Source organism: Porphyromonas crevioricanis, assembly GCF_900167225.1.
Taxonomy (GTDB): domain Bacteria; phylum Bacteroidota; class Bacteroidia; order Bacteroidales; family Porphyromonadaceae; genus Porphyromonas; species Porphyromonas crevioricanis.
Window position 1 is genome coordinate 123,253 of the sequence record NZ_FUXH01000004.1, and the last position, 13,468, is coordinate 136,720.

Sequence of the window (13,468 nt, forward strand, 5' to 3'; positions counted from 1 at the left end):
ATCGGCATTTGTAGAGGCAAAGTTCGAAAAATATGTGGCAAAACAACACAAAAAGAGAAATGCACTACGTAGTAAAATTCTTTATCGAGAATAAAGCATTCACAAGAGGCATTTTCCTGCTGTTGGCAACCAGATAGAAAGAATTTGCCGAATGGAGGTTCAAAAGATACTGAGCTAATTCACAATCGCTCCGTATCCTTTTGTCGATTGCTCAATATCTTTTTTTCGGGAAGCACTTGATGAAGGCATCAAAAGCAACTAAGCTTTCGGGCAAAAGCAACTAAGCTTTCAGACAAAAGCAACTAAGCTTTCGGAGAAAAGCAATTAAGCTTTCAGACAAAAGCAACTAAGCTTTCTGAGAAAAGCAACTAAGCTTTCGAGCAAAAGCAACTAAGCTTTCGGAGAAAAGCAATTAAGCTTTTTTGGGAAAGCTTAGTTGCTTTTTGTGTCAAATCAAATACATTTGCGTTATCGAACAAGAAGCCTTTGCCGAAAGTCAATACCTCCGACTTTGGCAAAGGAGGTAATAGGAGGAAATACTATTGATTTATGGCTAACAAACCATTGCAGTTCATTCTTCTTGAACGCAAATTGAACGTCGGTCCAAATGCCGGTAAAATCGTGCAAATCGCCCAACCAACGGGCAGACATCGAGTGAGTTTCCGCAGTTTCTGCGAACGGGTGGCCAAATCCACCACATTTAACCGTCAGGAAGTGGAAGCAGTATTGAACTACGCTACCGAGATTGCCCGAGACATCGTGGCAAATGGCGACATCGTAGAGTTCGGAGACCTGGGTACGCTCAAGCCTTCATTCAAAAGCAAATCCGTTCCTCAAGGTGAGGCCTTTAATGTCCAAAAACATATAGAAAAACCGGTTGTTCGGCTTTCTCCTTCACGCAAATACTTTACACTTACCGACGTGAGCTACGAACAGACGACCGCTAAACCAAAGAAAGACACGAAGCCTTCTACCCCCAAACCTGACGAAGGCGAGGATCCTGGTCTGGGTGCTTAATCAATCCTGCGGAGCGACCGCTGATAGAGGCAATCGCTCCGCAACTTTTTTTACCGTGCAACATCAATAAACAAGGGTATTAGTATGGCACGAGCAACGACTAAAGCGGATTTGATAACATCTGCCAACGGGCAATTCGATAAACTGTGGAAACTCATCGACGGAATGAATGAGGGACTACAAGATGCAACATTTGCGGAAGAAATGGCGACAATGGGCAAGGAGGCACATTGGAGCAGGGATAAAAACTTGCGTGATGTACTTGTTCATTTGTACGAATGGCATCAGTTATTATTGAATTGGGTAAAATCCAGTCAAGGTGGTGAGCACAAACCTTTTCTGCCAGAACCGTATAATTGGAAAACTTATCCGAAAATGAATGTCGGTTTTTGGAAGAAACACCAAAGCACATCGCTCGCAGAGGCGAAGAAAATGCTAAAAGAAAGCCATGGAGATGTGATGACCATAATTGAGACATTCTCCAACGACGAACTCTTTGCTAAGGGAGCTCTCGATTGGACGGGGACTTCCACTCTCGGCTCCTACTGTGTTTCGGTAACTGCAAGCCATTACGACTGGGCGATGAAGAAGATAAAAGCGCATATCAAGACTTCAAAATAAATAACCTCTCGTTACAAGCCACGCAAACATTGCATTGCCACAAACGATATACCAAGAATTTAAGAGAGGGTGCCGTGTATAAAATTCAACGCAGCACCCTCTCTTTCTGAAAACAGAATAGAACATCAATGTCACTAACTATTCATGCTTACCTTCTCTGTCGGAGAGAGATGCTCATTGCGATAAGCAACTCGCTCTACCAATGAATGAGCCAACTGGCGAAAATAAATACCACTAAGAGAGTCCTCTTGGATTGCAGACGGTTCCCCATTGTCACATCCCTCACAAATACTCTGCACCAATGGTATTTGGGCTAAAAGCGGGATGCCTAACTCTTCAGCCAATTTCTTACCTCCATCTCTGCCGAAGATGTAGTACTTATTTTCCGGTAACTCGGCCGGGGTAAACCAAGCCATATTTTCAATTAACCCCAGTACGGGTACATTGATCTTGTCTTCAAGAAACATTCCAATACCCTTGATTGCATCTATCAATGCTATTTGTTGGGGAGTCGTCACAACTACGGCTCCTGTTAGGGCAATAGTCTGTACCATCGTAAGATGAATATCACTTGTGCCTGGAGGCATATCAATAAGGAAATAGTCCAGTTCCCCCCAATTGCCATCACTAATCAATTGCCGTAGTGCATTGCTGGCCATTGTTCCTCTCCACAAGACCGGACTATGCTTATCCACAAAGAATCCCATTGATAGGAGTTTAACTCCATGTACTTCAATCGGACTAATCAATTCTCTTCCATCTACAACATCAAGAGTAGGTCTGGCATCTTCCGCATCGAACATTCGTGGCATAGATGGGCCAAAAACATCTGCATCAAGCAGGCCCACCTTATATCCCTCTCTTGCCAAGGCAACTGCCAAATTAGCAGTAACAGTGCTTTTGCCTACTCCTCCCTTGCCGGAGAATACAGCTACGATGTTCTTAACTCCCGGCAACAAAGGTCGTTCGGATGGAGCAACAGCTTCTTCTGGCAAGACAATCGATATATGATCCCGAATATCTACATCCTTGTCTACATAGGTGAGAATGGCAGTCTCACTGGCTTTCACCACAGACTTGATGAAAGGGTCTTTAGCCTTGGCAAAACGAAGAGAAAACGATACTTGCTTACCTTCAATGCAAATATTCTCCACCATACCGGCTTCAATTAAATTCTTTCCGCTGCCAGGGTAACGGACTTTACTCAGTGCATCAACGATTGCTTCTTTAGTAATATTCATCAGTTGATCTCCTTATTTTTTTCCATAGCTTCGAGTGATCTGCGAGATCGATTAAAACTACGATAGCTATCAGGTTTTATATCTATATCTGGTTCCGTGAGGATCTTGCCTTGAGGTATCTGAAATGCGATATACTTGATACAAAGACCTCTATCCAGCCACTGCTGTTCGTAGTATGTTCGTATCCCCAGTACATCCCTGTCTATGTTAGCAAAAGATCCTCCGTACAGATCCGAGGTGTCGTGCAACAGCTCAAGCCCATTGGCCTCAATCAAGGCTTTGGTGTAGGTGTACAGAAATGGGCTGTCTGTTTTGAGATGCAGCAAAGCTCCCGGGCAGCAGATCTCACTGTATAGCTTCAAGAAACGAGTCCCTGTAAGACGCTTACCAGCCTTTTTCATTTGTGGATCCGGGAAAGTAACCCATATTTCAGACACCTCTTCCGAGGCGAAAAACTCAGATAACAAACCAATGTCAGTACGAAGAAAAGCAGCATTCTTGATGTGCTCTTCATTGACCTGACGGGCCCCACTCCACATGCGGGCTCCCTTGATATCGATTCCGATAAAGTTTTTATCCGGGAAACGACGTGCTAACCCTACTGTGTATTCACCTTTACCACAACCTAACTCTAAAACAATAGGCTTCGTGTTGCCAAAAAGCTCTGTAGCCCAACTACCCCGAAACGGAAACCCCTCAGCCTGCAGTCTGGCAAAGGGGTATTGCAATACTCGTTCGTATTGCTCCATATCGGCGAATTTGGATAATTTATTCTTGCTCAATTTCGATGTGTATCTATTCTAATCTGTTTTTATCTCTGCAAAGAGTCACAGTAATCCATCTCAGCATTTACAATTTCTTCAATTTCTTCAATCGAAAAGTGACCAATCTCATCGCGCTTGGCATTCTTCTGGATGTACTCGCACATCTCCTCTACATCTATATCTATATCTATATCAACATCAGTATCTCCGTCGGTATCTTCATCGAGGTAGCCACGACTCTCGTAATAGTCATAGATAAGGTCGATAAAATAGGTGAGCTTGTCTGTATCCAACTTGGCAGAAAGACCTTTGGACAGATTGCTACGAATAAAGGCTACAGCGGCCTGGTCATCGTATTTGGAGAAATCCTCATTCATAGGTAAAAAGATTCCGAATAGTATGTTTTATGTTCTATACTTAATTATTGCAAAAGGAAATGCAAGTCTTGTCCCGGCTTCAGTTCTACAGTCTCCTTGCCATGACGGAAAACTCTCAAAGTCTTGTCTCCCTGCATTGAGATCTGAGTACCCTCCACTTTCAGCATACAGCCTTCTCTAAGCCCCACAACCCAACGATTGGGATTGGCAACGAGATACTCGGCGATACGCTGCTCCCGAGTCTCTCCGCCGTGTCCTTCGGGGTGTGCATCGAGATAGTGCGGATTAATCTGAAAAGGCACAAAGTTGAAGACGTCAAAAGAACGAGGCTGAACAATAGGCATATCGTTAGTCGTACAAAGAGTGGGACAAGCAACATTGGATCCTGCACTCCACCCGATATAGGGCACTCCACCGAGCACGCGCTCACGAATGGCCTCCAGAAGCCCCATTTCCTGCATTTTCTTAACCAGAATAAAAGTATTGCCTCCACCTACTACGATTGCATCAGCACGCGTCACGGCATCTATCGGACGCTGGGCCCTATGGATACTCACCACACGCTGGCCAAAAGAAGAAAAGCGTTTATTGACCTTCTCTTCGTACTCGTCATAGGTGTAAGTAACCGCAGCAAAGGGGATAAATACGATGTTGAGGGGACGATTGCCCAGGAACTCACAGATGTGTTCCGAGGCTTTTTCCAAATAGCCCTCACCCGGACTGGCTGAGTTGCTGATAAGTAATAGTCTCATTACGAGCTTTTGTTTGTTAATTGTCGTTTTTGGTAACTGTTAAGCAGCATAGACAGCTCACGCTTTCTACCCGCTTGGCAAAGATAGTAAGTAGTTTAGAGTAACAGCTCCTTTGTGAGAGGAACAATTGACATAAAACTTATCCAAAACATTAGCCCATTCTTCATCAGGTGAGCCCCGTGTCAATTTATTTTCTCTTATTTCCCGTATAAGGCTTTATTTATAGATCGCACGGTTGTCTTACAACTAACTCTCTGCTAAGATTTACAGAGGATTCTGATATACGGTGAGGATTGAAGTAAATGGAAAGAGTGAATAAACTCTGTCGCCTGTGAAAGTTGCTTTTTTCGTTACATTTGTACGTGAATCTGAAGCCGACAATGTCGGCCTATTTCTACCTTGTCTAGAAATGAAGCAGCCCGAATTGGATACATATTTGTCTCGTTTGCTGGAGGATTATTTGGCAGCCAATGGGTTGAACCATACCTCGGAACGCTTTGAAATACTTCGTGCAGTGTTGACTTTGGACAAGGAGGTAGAGCCTTTTTCGGCTCGCACAGTATACGAGCGACACCGAGATTTGGGAGGGCAGGCCGGTCGTAACTGTATATACGACACGTTAATGCTATTGGAACGAGCTGCTATAGTGGTGAGAGTGCCTGTATTGGTAGGATCAGGAATCGGATACCTTTTGGGTTATCATTTCTCCAATTCCATAGCTCACCTGTGCTTGTATTGCAATAAAATCCACCTGTATAAACGCAGCCGATTCTTAAATACCCTTTCCGTCATCCACCCGAAAGGTTGCGTAGTGGGTAGCAATTCGGTATTTCTCTACGGGATTTGTGCCCAATGTAGCTCCAAAAAGAGAAGACTAAGTCACACAAGAAATAAAAACAATAAACAGAGGTCAATAGGCCCTGTTTCTCAAAAAGATAAAAAATGAAAGTAGACGTATTACTCGGTCTCCAGTGGGGAGACGAGGGCAAAGGAAAGATCGTGGACGTATTGACCCCGGCCTACGACATAGTAGCCCGTTTCCAAGGAGGACCGAATGCCGGACATACATTAGAGTTCGAGGGACAGAAATATGTGCTACGCTCTATACCGAGTGGCATATTCCAGGGAGATAAGATCAATGTGATGGGCAATGGTATAGTGCTAGATCCTGTCTTGTTTCGAGAAGAAGCTGAGGCTTTGGCCAAAAGCGGACATAACCTACGAGAACGCTTAGTCATCTCACGCAAGGCGCATCTGATAATGCCTACACACAGGATGCTTGATGCTGCAAATGAAATTGCCAAAGGGGATGCCAAGATCGGGACTACCGGGAAAGGTATTGGACCAACTTATGCGGATAAGATCGGGCGTTATGGGCTGCGTGTAGGAGATATAGAGCAAGATTTCTCTGTTCGATACGAAAAAGCCAGAGATAGGCACGTAAAAATGTTGTCCGACTTAGGCTATCCAACAGAAGAGTTGGAGTCCTGTGAGAAGGAGTGGATGGAAGCAATTGAATACCTAAGGACATATACTTTTGCAGACAGCGAATTTCTGATCAATCAGGCCCTGATTGAGGGGAAAAAGGTTCTGGCCGAAGGAGCACAGGGATCATTGCTTGATGTGGACTTCGGTTCATATCCTTTTGTCACATCCAGCAATACAGTTGCTTCGGGATGTTGTACAGGTTTGGGGATTGCTCCAAGACGTATCGGAGATGTATTCGGCATATTCAAGGCCTATTGTACTCGTGTGGGAGCAGGCCCATTCCCAACAGAATTGGATGACGAAATCGGCAATGAACTGTGTGAAAGAGGGCATGAGTTTGGTGCAGTGACAGGTCGTAGGCGTCGTTGTGGCTGGATCGACTTGGTGGCTCTACGCTATACGATCATGCTAAATGGAGTTACCAAACTCATCATGATGAAAAGCGATGTAATGGATACATTCCCCATTATTAAAGCATGTGTGGCGTACCGACACAACGGCGTAGAACTGAAGGATTTCCCGTATGACATCACAGATGATATTACTCCCATATACCGCGAATTACCCGGTTGGCAAGAGCCTATGGACAAGATGACTCGAGACGACCAATTCCCAGTCAATTTCAAGCGTTATCTCGACTTTTTGGAAGAAGAACTGGGTGTACCTATCTTGATTGTCTCCGTAGGACCAGACCGTAATCAGACTATCATACGATGAATTATCAGGAAGCGATCGAGTATCTCTATCGCGCTACTCCGGTATTTCAACACAGTGGAGGCTCGGCATACAAGCCGGGTCTCAGTACTGTCATAGCCTTGTCAGAAGCCTTTGGTAACCCTCATTTGGCTCTGTGTTGCATCCACGTGGCAGGCACCAATGGGAAGGGCTCTACTTGTCACACACTAGCTGCTGTATTGCAAAAAGCTGGATACAAAGTTGGATTATTTACTTCACCTCATTTGGTAGACTTTCGTGAACGAATCCGTGTCAATGGGCAAAAGGTATCGGAAGAATATGTAGTGCAATTCACCAAAGAGTCACAAACGCTTGTGGAGAAACTTAGACCCTCTTTCTTTGAGCTAACCACAGTGATGGCATTTAGCCACTTCGCAAAAGAAAAGGTGGATATAGCCGTGATAGAGGTTGGGATGGGAGGCCGACTGGACAGCACTAATATCATCAAGCCGATGTTGAGTATCATCACCGGTATCAGCCTTGATCACACTCAATTCCTCGGTAATACGATAGAAGATATTGCAATCGAGAAAGCCGGGGTCATTAAGCCTCATGTTCCTGTAGTAGTAGGAGAAGCTAATAAATGTCTAAGGGAAATTTTCACCCAAAAGGCCTCTACTGAATACGCCCCTATTTATTTTGCAGAGGATAGTAAACATATTTTGGAAGCAAAGCTATCCGAGGACCAAAGTTATATTTCCTATCAAACAGCTTTGTGGGGAGAGATACAGTCCGGTTTGACCGGAGATGCCCAACCAATCAATGCTCGTACTGTAATGACGGCTATAACCCTTTTGCAACAACGACTCCAGATCCCTACAAGTGCTATACAGTCTGGATTTAGGAATGTAATATCTCTTACCGGTTTGATGGGGCGTTGGCAAGTATTGGAGCATTCGCCTCTGCTTATTTGTGACACCGGACACAATGCCGGAGGTATAGCTCAAATTGTGAGTCGTCTGGAGAAGCTCAAAGTGACACATTTGCATATCATCTTTGGAATGGCTGCTGACAAAGATGTGAAACAGGTGCTGGAGCTTCTACCCAAACAAGCATATTACTATTTCTGCCAAGCCTCGGTAGACAGAGCTATGCCAGTGGACGAGTTATACTCTTTGGCCAAAGGCTGTGGCCTCGATGGAGAGAAATTCGTTTCCGTGGAGAAAGCATTGGCTTCTGCCCGAAAAAAAGCATCACAAGAGGATGCGCTCTTTGTCGGGGGGAGTAACTTCGTTGTGGCGGATCTGCTTTCCACCCTTCATTTACTGAAGAAATAGATTTCATAGACAATATAATCATCACTTAATTATCAATCCAATATTCATTTCTTATGGATCAAACAGTACAAACGATGAGGGATAAGCCGCTCCTGCGCTGGACCGTCCTTATCCTGCTTGCGTCCACAATGCTCTTTGCCTATATGTTTGTGGACATTCTGTCTCCTCTGCAGGCAATGCTCACAACAAACAAAGGTTGGTCTCCCGTTGATTATGGGAATTTTGCCGGGAGTGAAATGTTCCTCAATGTGTTCTTTTTCTTCCTCATCTTTGCGGGGATTATCCTAGACAAAATGGGAGCCCGCCGTACAGCTATCCTCTCAGGAGTTGTAATGGTTATCGGTGCTTTTCTGAAATATTATGCAGTTTCTTCTGCTTTTGAAGGCAGTGCTGCCGAAGCTTTCTTTACCAACAACTTCAACCTGCCCAAAGCCTGGTGGAATGTAACTCCCTTCTTCGAGGGGATGGCTCCTTCAGCCAAAATGGCTTCGGTGGCATTCATGATTTTTGGATGTGGCGTAGAGATGGCAGGTATCACTGTTTCCCGTGCTATCGTTAAATGGTTTCAAGGTTACGAATTGGCTATGGCCATGGGAGTAGAAATGGCTATTGCCCGCTTGGGGGTCGCTGCCGCCGTACTATTAGGCCCGCGTATTGCAGACATGAGTGGATTGGTGGATGTATCAAGACCGGTATTGCTCTGCGCTGCTCTGATGTGTATAGGTCTACTGAGTTTCTTTGCATTCTTCTTTATGGACAAGAAACTCGATGCAGAGATCGGCCACAGCACGGAAGAGAAAGATGATCCTTTCAAATTCAAGGATCTGGGCAGGCTGTTTGGAAGCAAGACATTCCTCATTGTGGCACTCTTGTGCATGCTCTACTATTCAGCCATTTTCCCTTTCCAAAAGTATGCTATCAATATGTTGCAGTGTAATCTCAATATGAGTTCGGAAGATGCTGGATGGATTTTCTTCTTCTTCCCTCTCGGGGCGGCTGCTATCACTCCCTTCCTTGGGAACTTCCTTGATCACAAGGGAAAAGGCGCAACAATGTTAATGCTCGGAGCCATACTAATGATTTCTTGTCATAGCCTTTTTGCATTCCTCCCCCATTTTGCCGGAGCTAAGACTGTTATTGCCTTCTTGGCGATTATTCTTTTGGGTATTTCCTTCTCTCTGGTACCTGCAGCTCTTTGGCCTTCTGTACCCAAATTGGTAGAAGGGAAACTGCTCGGATCGGCCTATGCTGTTATCTTCTGGATCCAGAACATTGGTCTCTACTCCTTCCCGATGATTATCGGTAATGTACTCCGCTCCAGCAATCCAAATGTGGAAGATCCCTTGCAATACAACTACATGAACCCTATGCTGGTATTCGCCAGCTTGGGTATAGCAGCTCTTATCCTTGGCTTCTGGCTCAAAGCTGAAGATAGAAGGAAGGGCTATGGCTTGGAGCTTCCCAATATAAAGAAGAAATAAGCTAACCTACAAGCTCTTAGTTTAGTCTAGAGCAAGCAGCCCTCGGTGATGCATAAGCATTGCCGAGGGCTTTTTTTCTGCAAACAAAGCATATATAGCCAATCTCAAGAAAGTATATTGCCGTTTCCGACTAATACAATGATCATCAAAGGCGTTGTGTGTGTTCGAGCTTCAATCGGTGCTAAAACAAATATCCCGACGAACACAACGATTATCAGGAACTGCAACTTCCGCAGTAGAAACCATATTTGTTTGGCTTTGACTAATTTTGCGAAGTATGTCGTCTTCCCTCGTTCCCTATTGAGAAGGTCGACTCGCTGATTACACAAGAAATCAAGAAATGGAAGAACAAACCCACAAACCCACATTACTCGTGCTCGCCGCCGGTATGGGGAGCCGCTATGGAGGTCTCAAACAACTTGACGGAGTAGGCCCTCAGGGAGAAACTATCATGGACTATTCCATATACGATGCTGTTGCAGCAGGCTTCGGTCGTGTCGTATTTGTCATCCGGCACAGCTTTGAGCAAGCATTCCGCGAGAAAGTGCTTTCTAAATACAACCACATCATACCTACGGAAGTCGTCTTTCAAGAGATAAGCAAGCTTCCATCGGGCTATACCTGCCCCGATGGGAGAGAAAAACCCTGGGGTACCGGACATGCTCTACAAATGGGAGCGGAAGTGATAGATGAGCCGTTTGGAGTGATCAATGCCGATGATTTCTATGGCAGACATAGTTTTGAGGTATTGGCCAATCGCCTTAATCAACTGCATGGGAGGAATGGGCAGTATTGTATGGTAGGCTTCGAGCTTGGCAAGACTCTAAGTGAAAGCGGTGCCGTATCCAGAGGAGTCTGTTCTATTGACGAGCAAGGGCTGCTCTCCACAGTGGTGGAGCACTCCGGTATTGAGATGAAAGACGGACAAATCCAATGCCCCGACCCGAAAAATCCAACAGAGACTAAAGTTCTCGTAGCCGAATCTATTGTGTCTATGAATATGTGGGGATTTACGCCCGACTATTTTGCACACGGAGACTTGTTGTGGCATAAGTTTTTGGATAAACGAATCAATGAGCCGAAAAGCGAGTTTTATATTCCAACCGTAGTTAGCGACCTAATCAGCTCCCAAAAAGCAACAGTAGAGGTGTTGCATTCCTCTGCCAAATGGTTTGGAGTCACCTATGCAGCCGATCGCCCTCAGGTAGTCGAGACTCTTGCAAAAATGACTCGTGAAGGCCTTTATCCCGATAATTTATTTCAAGCAAAACACCAATAAAAGTATTGCAACAATGAAAAAAACAAATGTTCTACTCGCCATGGCTACCGGCTGTACGTTAGTCTTGGGTGCTTGTTCAGGTAAGACCGGACAACAAGCAGAAAAAGTTCCAGCCATTGACCCCACGGCGATGGATACCACAGTAACGCCACAAGACGACTTCTTCCGCTATGCCAACGGTGGATGGATGGCTAAGAATCCTCTCAAGCCGGAAGACAGCCGCTATGGATCTTTTGATGTATTGCGCGATTCTACCGAAGCTCGCATACACCGAATTGTAGAGAAATACTCTTCTACAAAACAGAAACCCGGCACGAACGAATACCGCATGGCCACTCTTTATGCTCAAGCCATGGATAGCACTAAGCGTAATAGTGACGGAGCCGAACCTATCAAAGAGGATCTGAAAGAGATAGAGGCCATCACCGACAAGGCGATGCTTGGAAAGCTGGCAGGAAAATGGGACAAACAAGGAGCCAGTACATTCTTCGGTTCGGGTGTAGCTGCCGACATGAAGAATAGCAAAATGAACATGATGCATATCGCCCAAATATCCCTAACGATGGGCGACAAGAGCTATTACACAGACGATAGCGAGCCACACAAAGCCTATCGTCAGGCATATTTGGACTATTTCAAGGAATTGGCCAAGCTGTCCGGATATGAGCAAAGTGTAGCTGAGCGCATCGCAAACAACATGCTCAAAGTTGAGACAGAATTGGCCAAAATCAGCCTCTCTTCTGTAGAGCTACGTGATCCAATAGCCAACTACAACAAGCTGAATGTAGCAGACTTTGTAGCTTCTCATAAGGCTTTTGACTGGAACGCCTACCTCGCAGAAAGGAACCTGAGTGATCTGAAAGAATGGGATGTAATGCAGCCTGCCTACTTCGAAAAATTTGACAAGTGGTTCGATGCTGCTCCTCTCGAAGAGATCAAGGACTTCTTGTTGGCCGGAGTAATGAACGATGCAGCCGATTATCTAAGTGATGACTTTGGAATTGCACAATTCAACTTCTTTGGTAAGACTCTTAGCGGTACAACAGAGCGCAAGGCCAGCTGGAAAAGAGCCGTCTCTACTATCGAAGCCGTGCTTGGGGAAGCTCTGGGGCAGATTTATGTGAAGGAGTATTTCTCAGCAGAAGCCAAATCCAAGATGCTCGTATTGGTGGAGAACTTACGCAAAGCCCTCAGTCAGAGAATTAATGGGCTGGAATGGATGAGCGATTCTACCAAGATGAGAGCGCAGGATAAGCTCAACAGCTTTACCGTAAAAATCGGTTATCCCGACAAATGGAAAGACTATAGCAAGCTGGATATAAAGGAGGATAATTATTATGCCAACATAAAACGAGCCATACAGTTCGAGCAAGACTACGAAATGTCTCAGCTGGGTAAAGAGGTCGACAAAACAAGATGGCATATGTCTCCGCAGACGGTGAATGCATACTATGAGCCTTCGTCAAACGAAATATGCTTCCCGGCAGGTATCCTGCAACCTCCTTTCTTCAACATAGATGCAGATGACCCCGTAAATTATGGTGCTATCGGTGTTGTTATCGGGCATGAAATGACACACGGCTTTGATGATCAGGGACGTCTTTTCGATAAAGACGGCAATATGCTGGATTGGTGGATCAAGACAGACAGTGAGAAGTTCGAAGCAGCAACAAAGAAGCTCGTTTCACAATTCGATGATATTGTAGTAGCAGATGGCGTCCATGCCAACGGCGCACTCACTCTGGGTGAAAATATTGCTGACCAGGGAGGTCTTATGATTGCCTACATGGCGATGAAAGAAGCCATGAAAGACAAGAAAGCAGAGGTGATAGACGGTCTAAGTCCGGAACAACGCTTCTTCATCGGCTACGCTCGTGTGTGGGGACAAAATATCCGTAAGGAGGCTGCTCTTCGTCTTACAACTATAGATGTGCACAGCCTGGGCGAATACCGCGTAAACCAAACCTTGAGAAATATTGATGCCTTCTACGAAGCATTCAATGTACGTCCCGAACACAAGATGTACCTCAGCCCGGAAGATCGGGTACTTGTTTGGTAAGCAACATCTACGACTGTCGAATATTTACTTCACTGACAGTGTGAAGATATATCCGACAAGAAACGAAGAAGGAGGGTGTGTCAAAAGGATATTTTGGCCACCCTCTTTTTGTATCCCTACACTTCCATTATATAGAGGAGAACATTGCAGGGGGCGTCAAGGAAATGCTTCTCAATAGTCCCTCTATCTCGGCTTTGCAGAGAGAGCATAGCGAGACTATATTGTGCAATGGCTCCTATTTAGCGATAAGTGTAAGACCTACATCGAATCAATCTCTCCGACTGACAATTTTTTCACTACACCACCCTTCTCGGTTTGCTTTCGCCACATCTTCCAGATTGGGCATATACGACGAAAAATTTTCGTGGCCAAGAAAA

12 protein-coding genes are annotated in these 13,468 nt (G+C 45.1%); 8 read left to right on the plus strand and 4 right to left on the minus strand.

The window, feature by feature from the left end; translation table 11 throughout:
• The first annotated feature begins 549 nt into the window (after positions 1-549).
• Complete coding sequence (locus tag B5D48_RS03705) at positions 550-1,017, plus strand: HU family DNA-binding protein (protein ID WP_036888804.1); 468 nt, start codon at positions 550-552, stop codon at positions 1,015-1,017.
• Positions 1,018-1,101: 84 nt separating this feature from the next.
• Positions 1,102-1,638, plus strand: a complete 537-nt coding sequence (locus B5D48_RS03710; RefSeq protein WP_023936773.1) for a ClbS/DfsB family four-helix bundle protein — start codon at positions 1,102-1,104, stop codon at positions 1,636-1,638.
• Positions 1,639-1,772: 134 nt separating this feature from the next.
• On the opposite strand, the gene B5D48_RS03715 is transcribed toward B5D48_RS03710, so the two are convergent.
• Genes B5D48_RS03715 through pepE form a run of 4 tightly spaced genes read right to left on the minus strand, consistent with a single transcriptional unit; the run spans position 1,773 to position 4,772 of the window.
• Positions 1,773-2,879 (minus strand): Mrp/NBP35 family ATP-binding protein, encoded by a 1,107-nt coding sequence (locus B5D48_RS03715; RefSeq protein WP_023936774.1) that lies wholly within the window; start codon positions 2,877-2,879, stop codon positions 1,773-1,775.
• Positions 2,879-3,661, minus strand: a complete 783-nt coding sequence (gene trmB / locus B5D48_RS03720) for a tRNA (guanosine(46)-N7)-methyltransferase TrmB (RefSeq protein ID WP_023936775.1) — start codon at positions 3,659-3,661, stop codon at positions 2,879-2,881. Before trmB ends, B5D48_RS03715 begins: the two co-directional genes overlap by 1 nt.
• Positions 3,662-3,690: 29 nt before the next feature.
• The gene (locus tag B5D48_RS03725) at positions 3,691-4,020 is read right to left on the minus strand and encodes a hypothetical protein (protein ID WP_023936777.1); all 330 of its coding nucleotides are present in this window, start codon (positions 4,018-4,020) and stop codon (positions 3,691-3,693) included.
• 44 nt (positions 4,021-4,064) lie between these two features.
• The gene (gene pepE, locus B5D48_RS03730) at positions 4,065-4,772 is read right to left on the minus strand and encodes a dipeptidase PepE (RefSeq protein ID WP_023936779.1); all 708 of its coding nucleotides are present in this window, start codon (positions 4,770-4,772) and stop codon (positions 4,065-4,067) included.
• A 409-nt stretch (positions 4,773-5,181) separates the two neighbouring features.
• Between pepE and B5D48_RS03735 the strand changes: the two genes are divergently transcribed.
• The 6 genes from B5D48_RS03735 (at position 5,182) to B5D48_RS03760 (ending at position 13,091) form a co-directional block, all read left to right on the plus strand.
• Positions 5,182-5,718, plus strand: a complete 537-nt coding sequence (locus B5D48_RS03735; RefSeq protein WP_158441728.1) for a hypothetical protein — start codon at positions 5,182-5,184, stop codon at positions 5,716-5,718.
• Positions 5,715-6,977, plus strand: a complete 1,263-nt coding sequence (locus B5D48_RS03740; RefSeq protein WP_023936783.1) for an adenylosuccinate synthase — start codon at positions 5,715-5,717, stop codon at positions 6,975-6,977. Before B5D48_RS03735 ends, B5D48_RS03740 begins: the two co-directional genes overlap by 4 nt.
• Positions 6,974-8,272 (plus strand): bifunctional folylpolyglutamate synthase/dihydrofolate synthase, encoded by a 1,299-nt coding sequence (locus tag B5D48_RS03745; protein ID WP_023936785.1) that lies wholly within the window; start codon positions 6,974-6,976, stop codon positions 8,270-8,272. The genes B5D48_RS03740 and B5D48_RS03745 overlap by 4 nt, the downstream gene beginning before the upstream one ends.
• Before the next feature lie 53 nt (positions 8,273-8,325).
• Positions 8,326-9,753, plus strand: coding sequence for an MFS transporter (locus B5D48_RS03750; RefSeq protein ID WP_036888808.1), 1,428 nt, complete (start codon positions 8,326-8,328; stop codon positions 9,751-9,753).
• Positions 9,754-10,093: 340 nt separating this feature from the next.
• Complete coding sequence (locus B5D48_RS03755; protein WP_023936789.1) at positions 10,094-11,032, plus strand: glycosyltransferase family protein; 939 nt, start codon at positions 10,094-10,096, stop codon at positions 11,030-11,032.
• Between the two features lie 13 nt (positions 11,033-11,045).
• A complete protein-coding gene (locus B5D48_RS03760; RefSeq protein ID WP_042120193.1) occupies positions 11,046-13,091 on the plus strand; it encodes a M13 family metallopeptidase in 2,046 nt (681 codons plus the stop codon).
• The last annotated feature ends 377 nt before the right edge of the window (positions 13,092-13,468 follow it).